The organism is Thermogemmatispora argillosa (assembly GCF_059696725.1).
The window spans coordinates 129663-144445 of record NZ_AP019377.1; the positions used below are offsets into that span (position 1 = coordinate 129663).

Consider the following 14783-nt stretch of genomic DNA (forward strand, 5'->3'; position numbering starts at 1 on the left):
TAGTTCTTGAGGAGGTCCCTACGATGGTGCGCGTTGAGTCACCGGTGCTCATCAAGGATCTGGACGAGGATGCTTTTCGCGCGCGCTACCACTGCGATCGCTTTACGGCGACGGTGCTCTCCAGCCGCCTGCGCTATATTGTGCAGCATATGTGCACCGGCCTGCTGACTAATGCCTTTTCAGTGATTCTGCGCGATTGGTATGATTTCGCAAGCACGATTGCTGGTCCACCAGAGCTGGACTATCCGACGCCCGCGGTGAGTAATAGCCTGGTGCTCTTTTTGGGCACGATGACCGATGCGGTGCGCAATGCTGTCGAGGAGTTCGGGCCGCAGAATCTGCAGCCGGGCGATGTCTTGATGTGCAACGATCCCTACCGTATCGGCACCCACGTTAACGATGTCTGCTTTATCCGCCCGGTCTTTTTCGAAGGCCGCCTGGTCGGCTTTGTCAATCTGCAGGCGCACATGCTCGATATGGGCGGCGTAGTTCCGGCTGGCTTCAGCGGCACCAAGCGCAACGTCTATGAGAATGGCCTGGTCATCGGGCCACAGTTACTCTATCACGGTGACCGCCCGGTTAAGTCGGCCTGGAGCCTGATTTTCGATAATGCGCGCTTCGGCAACCTCATGCTGCCGGACATAAAGACGATCTACCAAAATCTGCGCCTGGGTGAGAATCTGCTGCTGGAGACCATCCAGCGCTATGGGGTCGAAAGCTATCTGGGTGCGATCCGCTACGCCTGCGATCTGTCGGCGGAGACTATGCGCCAGGCGCTGGCTCGCTTGCCGGATGGCGAATTCGAGGGTGAGGATTTCATCGACTGCGACGGCATCGACGACAGTGAGGAGTACCATGTCAAAGTCAAGGTGCGTATTCGCGGCGATCGCGCGGAGGTCGATCTGAGTGGCAGCTCACGGCAGGCCCGTACAAGCATCAATGGCGGTTGGCTGGACGCCAAGACGGCGGTGGCGGTCGCTCTCAAGTATTTGTTGGACCCGCGTAGTCCCTTTACGTCGGGCACACTGCGCAACGTGGATATTGTCTTGCCGGAGGGTACCTTCTTCAGCGCTATGCCTCCCGACGGGGCGATCTTCCTTTACTGGGAAAGCACGCAGCCGCTGCTGTTGGCCATCTTCCGCGCCTTGAAGGACGCCCTAGGGCCGAACGCGGTCGGCGGTGATTATTGCTCGCTCAATATTCATAATGCTAACGGCGTGCGCAACGGCATCCCCTGGGTGACAATGGCGCAGTGCGGTGGCGAGCATGGTCCCTGGGGGGCAACCAAGGATGGCGACGCTGACAGTTACATGGTGTTTTATCTGGCGAATAATCTTGACCCGGCGACTGAGGCCATTGAATCCGATTTCCCTTGTGTGGTGCTGCGCAAGGAGTACGCAACCGATACCGCCGGCGCTGGTCAGCACCGCGGCGGGGCGGCAGTGGTCAAAGATACGCTCTGGTTGACCGAGGCCGAGCATTATTCGATGCCGCTGCATACGAAGGCCCCCAGCGGCTTTGGTGTCTACGGCGGCAAGGACGGAGCTGTCGGAGCGGTCTGGGTCTGGGAGCCAGAGGCCTATGAGCAGGTTCAACGGGCTGGGCTGGTCGGCTTTGATGCTGCGGTCTATCGCCAGGCGACCCCTGTCGCCGGCGTGCTCAATCCCGAGACGCACGCGCTCGATCGCCAGGGACGTTACTTCCACTTCGCTCGCGTCCCAGTCTGGCGCACTCGCCCGCGCACGATGTTTCGCTATCTGACCAACGGCGGCGGTGGCTGGGGTAATCCCTTGGAGCGTGCCCCTGAGCGGGTTCTGCGCGATGTGCGCGATGAGTATATCAGCATTGAGGCAGCACGAGAGCTGTACGGCGTTGTGATTCGGGGCGACCCTTATCATGATCCCGAGGGACTCCAGATCGATTATGAGGCAACACAGGCGTGTCGGCGTGCAGCCGCTGACCACAACCATTGACAGGCGTTCTATAATCTGTACTGCATGTGAAAGGTGGGACTTATGGGCCAGCGCTTTCCGATCTGCAGGAGCATTCGAGGTCTGCGATCTGCGGCCCCGGCTTCCGTCCCGGCTGCGGTTCCTCTCCATCCTCCCTAAACTCAAGCCGCCTTTGCCTGCTGCTGTGCTGAAAATCGATTTGGGGCACGCTGATGGTGACTGACAGATTTGTGTCAAGGGAGCAGAGGCCGGCCCCCTGCCTCTCGCCCCGCCCTGAGAGAGGAGGATTCCCGTGGCGCGCAAGCGCGATATCATCGAGGTAGCTGCCCGGCTCTTCGCCCGGCACGGCTACCACGGTACCAGTGTCCGCGATCTCTCTGAGGCGCTGGGGCTGGGCAAGGCCAGCCTCTACCACCATATCGAGAGCAAGGATGAACTTCTGTTTTGGGTGCACGAACAGTTCATTAATCCCTTGCTGGAAGAGACAGAGCGGCGCCTGAGCGCCGAGATGGACCCACGCGATGCGTTGCGCACGCTGAGCTGTATTCTGATGCGCGTCATCGCGGACTATCGGCCCTACGTGACTGTCTTCTTGAATGAGTGGCGGGCGCTCTCTCCTGAGCGCGCGGCGGCGATTCGGGAGAAGCGCAAGCGTTTCGAGGGTTATATCCGCGCGGCTCTGCAGCGTGGTATCGAGCAGGGCCTGTTTCGGCCCCTGGATGTCTCGGTGACCTGCCTGGGCTTCCTGGGTATGCATAATTATGCGTACCAGTGGCTCAACCCCGAGGGGCGGCTTTCCCCCGAGGAGATCGCAGCGATCTTTAGCTCGATCTTCTTGCGCGGAATCGCGCAGGGGCCGGGCGAGGTCCAGAACCAGGCTGCGGAGACTCCTGCCAGCCCGCAAGCTGGCTGAGCGCTCGTGAGTGACATCGGCCAGTCGCGTTCCTCGCCCGTTCGCTCGCCGATCCTCTTGCTGGATGACAAGTAGACGGCTGTGACGGCTAATCTGCCCCTCGGCGGAGCACAGAAGAGGCGAGGGCTTGGAGATGAGTCTTCGCTGAGGCTGCCGCGCATTGGACGATGTCAACGCTGTGTTGATGCGATCAAGGCAATCAGACAAGTAAGCGATGCAGCGAAAGGCGGTTATTTATGGCAGCAGCTCCTGTTAGCGATCGGATCAACCTGAGTGGTCAGGTGGCGGTGGTGACCGGTGCGGCCCGGGGCATCGGTCAGGCCACTGCCCGGGTGCTGGCCCGTGAAGGGGCCAGTGTCGCTGCTCTGGATGTGCTTCCGTGCACGGAGACAGTGCAGGCAGTGGAAGCTCTGGGCCAGCGCGCGCTGAGCCTGCACTGCGATGTGTCTGATGCCCAGCAGGTGCGCCAGGCCATCGATGAAGTTGTGGCCCGCCTTGGTCCTCCCCATATTCTGGTGACCTGCGCCGGCGTGGTCTCGCGCACGGATCTGGAGGCGATGACTGTTGAGGAGTGGGACCGGGTCTTGGCCATTGATCTGCGGGGGACCTTCCTGTGTGTACAGGCGGTCTATCCCCATATGAAGGCTCGTGGCTATGGCAAAATTGTCTGTGTGGGTTCGGTCGCCGCAAAGGTGGGCGGCGTGATCTCTGGTCCGCATTATGTGGCTGCTAAAGGCGGCGTTCACTCCTTTATTAAATGGGTGGCGAAGGCCGGCGCTCCCCACGCCATCTATGTGAATGCGGTTGCCCCCGGTCCCGTTTGGACTGATATGACGATTGGCCACCCCTACCGCGATGATATGTCTCCTCTGGGTCGCCTGGGTGATCCGCGCGATATCGCTGAGGCGATTCTCTTCTTGGCTTCCCCTGCTTCGAATTGGATCACCGGCTTGACCCTGGATGTCAACGGCGGGATGCTGATGGATTAGCGGCATCGCGCTTCTCGCTCCTCCCGCGGCCAGGCTCCTGCTCCGACGAGCGCGGCGGTACGCTGGCAGTTTCTGCCCGGCCACCGCGCTCAGGCTTCTTCGGTCCGCTGACTGATGGCTCTTCCCTCCTAGCAACCGCTGAGTTTGGCCTAGAGGCCGCGATGATGCTATCCTGATAAGGGCATAGCGAGAACGGCAGGCAAGAGGGGAGGCTGCTTCACAAGGGCAGGCCAGGCGTGGTAGCCTTGCTGCTCCGTCTGAGCTGCGGCAACAGCAGCCCTGCCTCTGCCGCGCCAGGCCATGATGAGGGATACGCAGACGATGAACGGTTCACCCGAGCAATCCGCACAGCATAAGCCCGCTGAGGCGTTTTCTTCGCGTCAACATACTTATGTGATCGATCCTGAGAATCCAGGCGAGCTGGCCCGCTTGACAATGCAGGAACGCATCATTACTGAAGGGATGGGCGGCCTTTTCCCGGAAGGCCAGGCGCTGCCTCCCACAGCCAGGGTTTTGGATCTGGCTTGTGGGCCAGGTGGCTGGGTACTGGACCTGGCCTACGCCTATCCCGAGGCGGAGGTGATCGGCGTCGATATCAGCCCGGCAGTGGTAGAGTACGCTTCCACTCAGGCTCAAACGCGCCGCCTGGCCAACGCCAGTTTTCAGGTGATGAATGTCATGGAGCCACTGGCCTTCCCCGACGCTTCCTTCGATCTGGTAAATGGGCGCTTGCTCGCCGGCTTTATGCTGCCCGCGGCCTGGCCACGCCTGATAGCCGAAGGCTACCGCCTGCTGAAGCCGGGTGGCGTGCTGCGCCTGACCGAGGGGGAGCTGTCGCTCACAACCAGCCCGACGCTTAGTGCGCTGCATGAGCTGGGAACACGGGCCCTGAAGCTGGCTGGACAGAGCTTTTCGCCGGATGGGCGCCATGTCGGTATTACGCCGGTGCTGCCGCGCTTGCTGCGCCGGGCCGGCTTCCAGGATGTGCGCCTCCATGCCAGTGCCATCGACTGGTCGATCGATACTCCCGCCTACTATAGCCTCTTTAAGGACTGCATGATGGGGCTGGAGCTGATTCGTCCTTTTCTGCTGCGCGCCGGCTTGATCCAACAAGGTGAGTTGGAGCGACAAATACAGCAGGCTCTCGCCGAGATGCAGCAAGACGATTTCTGCGCCCTCTGGACGCTGGTGACCGTCTGGGGCCAGAAGCCAGCGGCCTCCTCCGCCTAGGCTCTTTGCCGTTCTGGCTCTTTTGCCTGGCCCCGACTCGCGCTGCTCGCAGCTCGTTCAGCTTAGGGCTGGGCGCCAAGGGTCAGCAGCAACAGGAGAATGCTCAGGAGCAGACCACTGAGCAGGAGAAAAGCGATGAGGCGAGCTTGTCGGCTGGTCTCGGTGACAACGTCAACGGCCAGCAGCAAGCTCTCATCGTTTCCTCCTGGCTGGGCCGGCTCCGGCATCGCGGCTGCTCTACGGGCGTCTCCCGTGCCAGGCCAACGCCCACGCCACTGACTGAAGTCGGTAAGGCGTGGCCGGCCCAGGCCGCAGCGCAGGTAGAGATAGCACAGCACCACCAGGCCGCCAAGCAAGAGAATGCAGAGGATCATGATGAGCAGTGGCAGCATAGTGCTTCGCTCCTTTGTTCTTCATGGTGCGCATGCATGCTCTGTTTCATCTTAGGGACCCTATTGGACCATCCACACTCTATATGGACGCTTTCCCGCAGGCTTTATGAAAATGAACGCTCTCTGTAGATACTCACGCAAAGCTTCGCCAGCCCGGTGACAGCCGGCCCTGTGGGTACCTGTCTGTCTGTCTGTATGCTTGGGATTGTGATAGCCCTGGTCACTGTGATACAGTACAGGGACGCAACAGAACTTACTTACTAGCTAGAGAGACGAGGTGCTTTCGCCATGAGCGATCATGATCAGTTGGAGCTGGCAACCCTCGCTGGGGGCTGCTTCTGGTGTACCGAGGCGGTTTTCAAGCGCGTCAAAGGGGTAGTAAGCGTTACGCCGGGCTACGCCGCCTCACGGGTTCCCAACCCCAGCTACGAGCAGGTCTGCTCGGGCCAGACCGGCGCCGCTGAGGCGGTGCAGATCCGCTTTGATCCGCGGGTCATCTCCTACGAGCAGCTGCTAGAGATCTTTTGGCACATGCACGATCCGACAACGCTCAACCGTCAGGGGAATGACGTTGGAACGCAGTACCGCTCGGCCATCTTCTATCACAACGATGAGCAGCGACGCATCGCGTTGGCCTCAAAGGAGGCCCTGGAACAGGCCCATACCTATCGCGATCCGATCGTTACTGAGATCGTGCCGTTCAGTAACTTTTATCCCGCCGAAGACTACCATCGCGACTACTACGATCGCCATCCTAATCAGCCATATTGCATGATCGTCATTGCGCCCAAGGTGCAGAAACTGCTGAAGGAGTACGCACCCGTAGTCAGGGAGGGCTGATCAGGCAGAGACGCGCCCGGTCAGGCGAGAGCTGTGAAGAGAAGGCGAGAACACCGCCCCCGGCCAGGCTGGCAGTTGCCTGCCTGAGAAGAAGGCAAGCCAGCCTACGCCCGGGGCCAGGTTCTGAGCTGCCGGGCGGGAGATCAGGAGCAGCACAGACTGAGGCGCGGGAATAAAAGGTCGCGACGCACTACGGCACGGTGCGCAACGGTGACGATTAGAGGACGGCTGTCACGCGGCGCAGCTTGCCATCGCGCAGGAAGGTCACGATGAGGCGCTCGCCAGGCAGATGGCGCCTGACAATGCGCTGCAGATCGCGCGGTTCGGTGACTGGCTCGCCGTCGGCGGCTACGATGATATCAAGGCGGCGCAGACCAGCCCGCTCGGCGGGACTGTCGCGGTGCACCTCCAGCAGCTCCATGCCGCTGACCTGGTTGAGTTGGGCGCTGCGTCGCAGAGCCGGGTCAAGCAGAATGCGCATCCCCCCAACGCCCAGCGCCACACTCCCCGCCCGCGCCGTGTTGCTGCGCGTGATGCGCGCAATGGCCCCCTGGAGCGTCTCCAGAGGAATCGAGAAGCCTAATCCCTGGGCCAGGGCTACCATCGCGGTCGTCATGCCAACAACCCGCCCGCTGCTATCCACCAGCGGACCGCCCGAGTTGCCCGGGTTGATGGGGGTATCAGTCTGAATCAGATTCGTGAGGCGGCGCCCGCCGCGTCCCTCCAGCGTGCGCCCGAGAGCGCTGACTACTCCTGCGGTTACGGTCCAGTTCAGGCCGTACGGATTGCCCACAGCAATCACAAGTTGGCCGACGCGCAGCTTTCCCCGTCCAAACTCCGCGACCGGTAGATGGTCGGCGCCAATGCGGAGCAGAGCCACATCGGCGTCAGGGTCAGCTCCCACCAGCCCAGCATCAAAGGAGCGCCCATCGGCCAGGGTCACGCGGATGCGCCGCGCTCCTTCGACAACGTGAGCGTTGGTAAGCACCTGCCCATCGGAGGCAAAGAGAAAGCCAGAGCCAAGGCCGGTCGCGTCAAAGCCAGGGCCACCATAGGCGGGAGACATGTACGGCCAGCGCAGCCCGCCGCGTTCAACGTCAATTCGTACGACCGCCGGCCCGACACGCTCCGCTGCAGTTGTAACGGCGCGAGAATAGGCATCAAGGGCCTGTGCATCGCGTTCTTCTGTTTCCATCATAGTGATTAGCGCGCTTTCTGCGGTGGAACCCCATGTTTCGCCGAGCGTGCGAGGCCGCGAAGCAATGAGATTGCTCTCTATTGTACCACATTCATGCTTCAAGGGGCAGAGCGTGCGTCGGGTTCGACCTCAGCCCGGACACAGACGGAGGCAGTGGCGACCCACTGGCTCAGCGACAACAACCCGCCAGAACAGCACCCGAGCCAGGCACATCCTGTACTGCGCCTGGCTCGGAGTCGGAACGCATCACTTGCCTGAGAGGCCGCTTGGGCGTTCTGTCAAGCCCCCTGACTAGAGGCTGCCCAGGAGGGCCATCAGCTGCTCCAATTCGCGACGATCGTCAACCAGCGGCACCAGTGTGACGACCAGCTCATCGAGGCCACGCGCCAGTAGCTCGCGCAGGCGAGCCGCCACGCTCGCCTCGTCCCCCCAGACCACCAGATTTTTGATCAGCTCCTCGGGCAGAAGGCCATCATCGGACAGGGGATAGCCAGCATCAGCAAACATATTGCGATAGAAAGGCGCGCGCGTATAAAAGCCCAGAGAGTTGCGCGCCGCTGCCAGCACCTGCCCCCAGTCGGTCCCAAGCGCCACGGGGACATGAGCCAGCAAGGGCGGCACGGGCCGCCCGCGCGAGGCCGCCCCCTCGACCAGAGCTGGCTTGGCCTTCTCTAGCAGATAGGGATGGGGACACATCCACGAAATGGCGCCGTCTGCCAGTTCGCCAGCCAGTCGGAAAGCCCGCGAGCGCAGTGCGGAGATCAGAATTGGCACGCGCCGTGGCTGAGCAAAGGCGGCGTGCGCCGTGTAAAACCGTCCCTGGAAATCAACTCTCCCCTCCCAGAGCGCCGCTCGCAGAATGGTAAGGTACTCACGCAACTGCTCCAGAGGCTCAACCATTGAGAAGCCATAGACCCCTTCAATGGCATGGCGATGGCTCGTTCCTATTCCAAGGCGCAGGCGCCCCGGCCCCAGCTCCTCCAGCGTGGAGGCCTGCTGAGCCATTACCAGGGGATGACGCGGGTAGGTCGGCACGATTGCCGTTCCCAGGCGGATGCTCTGGGTCTGCACCAGAGCCGCGGCAAACAGCGTCAGGGTGTCTACCGTGGTTGGCAGCTGTGTCATCCAGAACTGGCGTACGCCGGCCTTCTCTGCCTGCTGTAGCCTCGTCAGCATATGCGCTGCGCCGGCATGCCCAAAGAGCGCTAACCCCACGCGCTCGCGGGCTGGCCGCTCAGCTTCCCCAGACTCATGAGCCAAAGCGGTGCTCTGTTGCTGCATAGGTCTTCCCTCCTCGCTAGTCTGGCAGCCGCCTGGTCTCAGCGGCCGCCAGCTCCTGTGCAATAGGAGAGCAGCCCCAACAGAGGCCCTCTCCTGTCGTGCACCATAGCACCCGCGCAACCGCGCTGTCAAGCTGAGGAAGCCCCTTCAATGGACCACCACCGCGCTCGCTCACCCGGCCGCCGGCTGTCTCCGCTGGTTGACTCCCGCCCGGTACTCGCGCATCACCAGCTCAGTCAGCTCGTCAACCGAGGTCTGGGCCGCTGGCTTATCCAACACAATGCGCCCATGCTGAAGCAGGTTGACCCGGTCGCAGACCTCCAAGACCTGAGCATAGTTGTGAGCAATCATAATCATCGAGACCTGGCCCTCGTTCCTGAGCGTGCGAATGAGATTCATAATCAGGCTGCCTTCCTTAGCCCCCATTGCCGCCAGCGGCTCATCAAGCAGCAAGATGCGCGCCTGCGAGTAAACTGCGCGAGCAATCGCGATCGACTGCCGCTGCCCCCCTGAGAGCCGTGCCACCTCAGTGTCAACCGAAGGGATGTTGACCCCCATGCTCTCCAGATACTCGCGCGCCCGGCGACGCATCTGCCGATTATTGAGCAGAGGGAAAGGTTTTAGCAGCGATTCGCGCTTGAGGAACATATTATGATAGACACTTAACTCATTGATGAGGGCCAGATCCTGATAGACAGTCTCGATGCCCAGGGAACGCGCATGAGAGACCGAGCGCAGACGGACCTCTACCCCATCGATAAAGATGCGGCCTTCATCTGGCTGCAGGAAGCCTGTCAGAATCTTGATCAGGGTTGACTTACCGGCGCCATTGTCGCCGACCAGGCCCAGGACCTCACCCCGACGCAGATAGAGACTGACGCCATTGAGAGCCGTCACCGCCCCAAAGCGCTTGACCAGTCCCTCCGTACGGATCACTTCTGTCGTTGTCGACTCACTCATTCGCGCCCTGCCTCTCGCCATAGTCGCAGGCGAACGTTCAAAATCATGGCCACGAGAATCGCCGCTCCCAGGATAATATCGAAGGTGAAGGCACTTACGCCGAGCAGGGTAAAGCCATCGCGCAAGATCGAGAGCACCAGAGTGCCCAGGAAGGCCCCGATAATCGTCCCCAGGCCACCCGTGAGAGCCGTGCCACCGATGACAGCCCCGGCCACCGCCTGAAACATGATATCGGTGCCCCCCGCCAGCGGATCGATCGACGTAATGCGAAAGGCCTCCAAAGTTCCGGCAAAGCCGCCGAGCACACTGCAAAGCATAAAATTGCCGATCTTGATGCGGGCCACATTGACCCCTACCTCGCTAGCCCCCAGCAGGTTGCCGCCGGTCGCCACCGTGTGCAGCCCCCAGCGTGTCCAGGAGAGCACGATCTGCATTACGATCGTGATGGCAATGGCCCAAACAATTTCCGAGTAGGAGGCATGGCCCAGCACCTCATTCACCAGGCCCTCTGAGGGCGTCAAGACAGGGAAGCCCTGCGAGATGGTCAGTGTCAGACCATTGATCAGAAAGAGCGTACCCAGGGTAGTGATGAAAGAGGGCACCTTGAGCACGACCGTGATCAGGCCGTTGAATAGCCCGACGAGCGCACAGACAATCAGCCCCAGGATCAGCCCCACCACGAGCGGCAGGCCAGCCTGATTGGCAAAGTACATGATGAAGGGGGCCAGCGCATAGACCTGACCCACCGAGAGATCAATTTCGCCGCAGATGAGTAGCATGACCTCACCGGCGGAGATGATGGCGGTCGCCGCCACAAACTGGGAGAGCGTCCTGACATTTTGCGCTGAGAGGAAAGCCCGGTTGGAGAGCTGAAAGTAAATGACGAGGGCTACGGCCACTACTACAATGCTGGCTTCGCGTTGCCGCAGGAAGAGACGCACTAGCCGTAGCCAGCGATTGGGCCGCTCCGGCGTCGGTTCCGGCTTCGCCTCTAGCGGCGGGGCAGAAAGAACTTTCTCGGCCATTGCGATGCTCCTTCTTGTTGTGTACTGCCTTCTGTCCTAGCGCCTCCTGCCAGCCCGCCTTACCACCTGTGCTGTGTCCTACCTGCTCTTCGTCGCGGGGCCACCCCACGGATAGACGAGGCGACGTTTCTTCCAGATCAGGAGCGGGCAGTAATAGTATGTCTCAAAGAGAACGAATCTGTAAGCCCCCGCTGTTTTCTCGCCTCTCTTCTGAAAGAAAAATCTGTCGCCCGTTACGCTGGCTCCCTAAGCCAGCGTAAGTGAAGCACCAGCGAGCGCGCCAGACTTACAGATTCCGCCTGCATGCAGCCTACTCTGTTGTTAGCCGCGAGCCAACCAGGAAGGGGCCACCCAAGCAGCAGGCGACCGCTCTACTGGCACCGGTCCGGTAGCAGCCGGCTGGCCCCCCTGGCGTAGTGATCGGCTTAGATCACGAGCGCGGGACGAGTTGCTCCTTGGACGAGCTACCCTCGAAGCGTGTCTGGGTGCGCAGGTAGGGACCAACGTTCTCTTTGGTGACAAAGAGCAGGCCCGTGTCGGTGTCGGAAGGCACCATCAGGCCGCCTGAGAGCAGGTAGAGGAAGAGCTGAATGACCGGGTAGAAGCCTTGCAGGTAAGGCTGCTGATCAATCGTGAAGTCGAGGTTACCAGCCTGGATCTCCTGGAGAGTCTTGGTCAAGAGATCGTAGCCGCCGCCGTGCACTCCTTTGGCCGCCAGGTTGTATTTCTCCATCACCTGGGCCACGCCCTGGGTACTGCCCGCGTCGACGGCAAACATGCCTTTGATGTTGGGGTGGCCCAGATAATAGGCTTCAATGCGCGATAGCTCCTCTTCAACCTGGGCCCCCGTGGCAACCTCGACAAAGTTGATGGGCGCCTTGGAGTCAAGAATGGCCTGCTTGGCTCCGTCAATGCGCGGCTGAATGTTGAGAGAGCCGGGCGTGGCGATGAAGCCAACGACATCGCCGCTGCCTACGAGGGAGACGATGCGCTGCCCCATGCGGTAGCCCGATTGGTAGAGGTCCTGACCGATGTAGGCCAGGCGCCTGTTCTTGCTCCCGGCTGGGGCGTCGGCGTTGTAGGCCACGACAGGAATGCCCGCATCCAGGGCACGGTTGACGGGATCGTCGAAGGCGGTGGGGTCGATGATGGAGACAGCGATTCCGTCGGCCTTGGCGGCAATGGCCGCGTTGAAGGCGTCAACCATCTCCTTCACGACGCTGTTGGCCGATCCTGTCCACTGATAGGTACAGCCGACAAGGGCGCAGGCGTCCTGAATGCCGTATTGCGTGGGAACGAAGAAGGGGTTGGTGGTGACGTGGTTGATGAAAACAAAGTTCCATTTGGGATGGCTGGGAAAGTTGCCCGCTACCCCTGTGGGCGAGCTGCTCGATGGCTGACCTCCACAGGCCGCCAACGCCGAGGCCAGCGTTGCCCCGGCCCCACCGGCTAGCGCGGTCTGCAGCAGACGCCGTCGTCTGAGAGGAAGACGCTCGAAATAGGCTGAGAAGCTTGATCCTGCCACGGCTGGACCTCCAGTTCCTTCTAGTCGCCTGACAGACAGAGCGATGACCTGGAAAGGCTCACTCCGAGCGAGCGACGAAACTTGACAAGGAGAGCTTCCTCCTTGCTCTTCTCTTGGCTTGCTTTCTTCGCTCCAGTCGCTGTGCTGGTAGCATCGGTCAGCGGCGGTCTTCCTTCTTTCTTGCCTTCCTTCCTTGCTGGCCTTTCTCCCGGTTCCCTACGGCCTCGTTCGGTAGGTGCGCGCTTCATCTTGGATAGATAGATATTTATCTATCTAATGAATAGCCAGAACCAGGAAGACTGATGCGGGTCACGCAGGTAGGGGTCACTCACCTCCTTCTGCCGGGGCTGCTGGCGTCTCGCTCTCGTCAAGGCAAGTGCTCAGCAGCAGGTCGGGACCTGTGTCGATGTAGCCGAAGGCCCGGTGAACATCTTCAGTGGTCAGCACAATGAGATCGCGCATGGCCTCCTCAGCGGCCAGTCCCTGGCGCTGGCGGATGGCCTCAGCAACGCGCCGGTGAAGCGGCATGGCGCGCCGATTAGCGCCTGGCAGGCGCACCGTTATCAGGCGGCTGGCCCGCAGCGGGGCTGCCAGCGTGGCCACAATGCGCTGTAACAGCTCATTATGGGCCGCGGCACAGATTGCACTGTGAAAGGCCAAATCGGCCTCAATATATGGCTCTGCCTCCTCGACCAGCTCTTCCAGCCGATCACACGCTCGCTCGATGGTCTCTATCTCTTCGGCAGTCGCGCGCGAGGCCGCCAGCCGCGCCGTCATCGGCTCAAACATGAGGCGCACTTCACAGACCGCCTCCAAGAAGGCTGGATCAGGCCCCACCTCGTACTGCCAGGTGAGCACATCAGGATCAAGCAGGTTCCAGTCCGTCCGGGGACGCACGCGCGTGCCCGTACGCGGTCGCGCTTCAATCAGCCCTTTCTCCGCCAGCACTTTGAGCGCTTCACGCAAGACCGGACGGCTGACATTGAATTGCTGGCTCAGCTCTGGTTCGCTCAAGAGGGCGTCTCCTGGCTGAAATTCCTTACGCATAATGCTTAACCCGATCTCTCGCACGACCTGCGCAGACAGGTTCTGCCGCCTGAGCGAACGGAAGGTTCTTGCCATCTGCCTCCACAATTGTCATACAATTTAACGGTATGATAATATAGGATAAGGCTTCTGTCAAGCCGTCCCCTGATGGCTTGGGCATCACAGCAGCGTTTCCAGTCGATCACCTCTGGAGGAGCTAGCGGGTACTGCCATGAAAATCGTCGATGTGAAGACCCATGTGATGGGCACAGCCTGGCGTAATCTGACGTTTGTGCGCGTGATTACCGATGAGGGGCTGGAGGGGGTCGGTGAGGTGCGCATGCTCAATCATACGGATGCCCTGTTGGGCTACCTGGCCGAGGCTGTGCCTAATCATGTGCTTGGCCATGACCCCCGCCACATCGAGGATCTGGTACAGCGCATGTATCGCAACGACTATGCGCGGGCCGGCGAGATTGCCATGTCGGCCATTGCCACCATCGAGATCGCCTGCTGGGATATTGTCGGCAAGGCCCTGGGGCGCCCGATCTACGAGCTGCTGGGGGGACCCGTCCGCACGCGCATTAAGGCCTATGCGAATGGCTGGTATACGGTCGAGCGCACGCCAGAGGAGTTCCATCGGGCGGCGCGCCGCGTGATTGAGCGCGGCTATCGGGCCTTGAAGCTTGATCCTTTTGGCTCGGGCTTCTACGAGTTGGAGCCGAGCGAGAAGCGCAAGGCGGTGGCCCTGGTGGAGGCAGTGCGCGATGCGGTCGGCCCAGACGTGGAGCTCCTGATTGAGATGCATGGGCGCTTTAATCCGGCGACCGCCGTGGAGATGGCGCGTGAGCTGGCCCCGTTCAAGCCGTCCTGGATTGAGGAGCCGGTCCCGCCAGAAAATCTGGCGGCTCTCAAGAAAGTGGCCGAGCAGGTGACGATTCCGGTCGCGACTGGTGAGCGCCTGCATACACGTTACGATTTCCGCCAGCTTTTTGAGCTGCAAGCTGCCGATATTATCCAGCCCGATATTACGCACTGCGGCGGGCTGCTGGAGGTGCGCAAGCTGGCTGCTTGGGCAGAATGCTACTATCTGCTGGTGGCTCCTCATAATGTCGGCGGCCCGGTCTCGACGGCGGCAGCCCTCCATCTGGCCGCGGTCATGCCTAACTTTAAGATTCAGGAGCATTTCAACGATCTCAATGAGGAGTGGGTGAAGCAGGCAGCACCGGGGAACCCCGAGGTGGTCGACGGCTATTTCTCGCTCCCGCAGGGGCCGGGTCTGGGGGTCACTCTTGATCAGGCCTTTGTTGCCGCTCACCCGCGCCAGCGCATTTTCTTTAATCTCTTTGCGGAAAACTGGCACCTGCGCCAAGCGGTCCAGCCACCGCTCCAGGCACAGGGGCCAACGTCCTCCGCTGCTGAGCAGCCGCCTGCTCCGTCCGCCTAGCAGGA

Annotated in this window: 13 protein-coding genes; 6 read left to right on the forward strand and 7 right to left on the reverse strand. The window is 61.1% G+C overall.

Annotated elements, in window-relative coordinates:
- Nucleotides 1-23: 23 nt before the first annotated feature.
- The 4 genes from AC6H1L_RS00530 (at nucleotide 24) to AC6H1L_RS00545 (ending at nucleotide 5084) form a co-directional block, all read left to right on the forward strand.
- The gene (locus tag AC6H1L_RS00530) at nucleotides 24-1973 is read left to right on the forward strand and encodes a hydantoinase B/oxoprolinase family protein (RefSeq protein ID WP_497599599.1); all 1950 of its coding nucleotides are present in this window, start codon (nucleotides 24-26) and stop codon (nucleotides 1971-1973) included.
- A 271-nt stretch (nucleotides 1974-2244) separates the two neighbouring features.
- A complete protein-coding gene (locus tag AC6H1L_RS00535; protein WP_497599600.1) occupies nucleotides 2245-2865 on the forward strand; it encodes a TetR/AcrR family transcriptional regulator in 621 nt (206 codons plus the stop codon).
- Between the two features lie 236 nt (nucleotides 2866-3101).
- Nucleotides 3102-3854: an SDR family NAD(P)-dependent oxidoreductase gene (locus AC6H1L_RS00540; RefSeq protein WP_497599601.1), complete on the forward strand. Its 753-nt coding sequence runs from the start codon at nucleotides 3102-3104 to the stop codon at nucleotides 3852-3854.
- Between the two features lie 300 nt (nucleotides 3855-4154).
- A complete protein-coding gene (locus AC6H1L_RS00545; protein WP_497599602.1) occupies nucleotides 4155-5084 on the forward strand; it encodes a class I SAM-dependent methyltransferase in 930 nt (309 codons plus the stop codon).
- 62 nt (nucleotides 5085-5146) lie between these two features.
- Here AC6H1L_RS00545 and AC6H1L_RS00550 read toward each other — a convergent pair whose 3' ends face one another.
- Nucleotides 5147-5476, reverse strand: a complete 330-nt coding sequence (locus AC6H1L_RS00550; RefSeq protein ID WP_497599603.1) for a hypothetical protein — start codon at nucleotides 5474-5476, stop codon at nucleotides 5147-5149.
- 288 nt (nucleotides 5477-5764) lie between these two features.
- On the opposite strand from AC6H1L_RS00550, the gene msrA reads away from it, so the two are divergent.
- On the forward strand, nucleotides 5765-6316 hold the full coding sequence (gene msrA / locus AC6H1L_RS00555) for a peptide-methionine (S)-S-oxide reductase MsrA (protein ID WP_497599604.1): 552 nt from the start codon (nucleotides 5765-5767) through the stop codon (nucleotides 6314-6316).
- 217 nt (nucleotides 6317-6533) lie between these two features.
- Here the strand turns inward: msrA and AC6H1L_RS00560 are convergent, their stop codons facing one another.
- From AC6H1L_RS00560 to AC6H1L_RS00585, 6 genes are all read right to left on the reverse strand, one after another.
- Nucleotides 6534-7514: a S1C family serine protease gene (locus tag AC6H1L_RS00560; RefSeq protein WP_497599605.1), complete on the reverse strand. Its 981-nt coding sequence runs from the start codon at nucleotides 7512-7514 to the stop codon at nucleotides 6534-6536.
- Nucleotides 7515-7805: 291 nt separating this feature from the next.
- Nucleotides 7806-8795: an LLM class flavin-dependent oxidoreductase gene (locus tag AC6H1L_RS00565; protein ID WP_497599606.1), complete on the reverse strand. Its 990-nt coding sequence runs from the start codon at nucleotides 8793-8795 to the stop codon at nucleotides 7806-7808.
- A 171-nt stretch (nucleotides 8796-8966) separates the two neighbouring features.
- A complete protein-coding gene (locus tag AC6H1L_RS00570; protein WP_497599607.1) occupies nucleotides 8967-9755 on the reverse strand; it encodes an ATP-binding cassette domain-containing protein in 789 nt (262 codons plus the stop codon).
- Entirely contained in the window at nucleotides 9752-10780 is a 1029-nt protein-coding gene (locus AC6H1L_RS00575) for an ABC transporter permease (RefSeq protein ID WP_497599608.1), read from the reverse strand. Before AC6H1L_RS00575 ends, AC6H1L_RS00570 begins: the two co-directional genes overlap by 4 nt.
- Before the next feature lie 430 nt (nucleotides 10781-11210).
- The gene (locus AC6H1L_RS00580) at nucleotides 11211-12305 is read right to left on the reverse strand and encodes a sugar ABC transporter substrate-binding protein (protein ID WP_497599609.1); all 1095 of its coding nucleotides are present in this window, start codon (nucleotides 12303-12305) and stop codon (nucleotides 11211-11213) included.
- A gap of 324 nt (nucleotides 12306-12629) precedes the next feature.
- A complete protein-coding gene (locus AC6H1L_RS00585) occupies nucleotides 12630-13427 on the reverse strand; it encodes a FadR/GntR family transcriptional regulator (protein ID WP_497599610.1) in 798 nt (265 codons plus the stop codon).
- Nucleotides 13428-13563: 136 nt separating this feature from the next.
- On the opposite strand from AC6H1L_RS00585, the gene dgoD reads away from it, so the two are divergent.
- Nucleotides 13564-14778 carry a galactonate dehydratase gene (gene dgoD, locus AC6H1L_RS00590; protein ID WP_497599611.1) on the forward strand — a complete coding sequence of 405 codons (1215 nt, stop codon included), beginning with the start codon at nucleotides 13564-13566 and terminating at the stop codon, nucleotides 14776-14778.
- Nucleotides 14779-14783 lie beyond the last annotated feature (5 nt).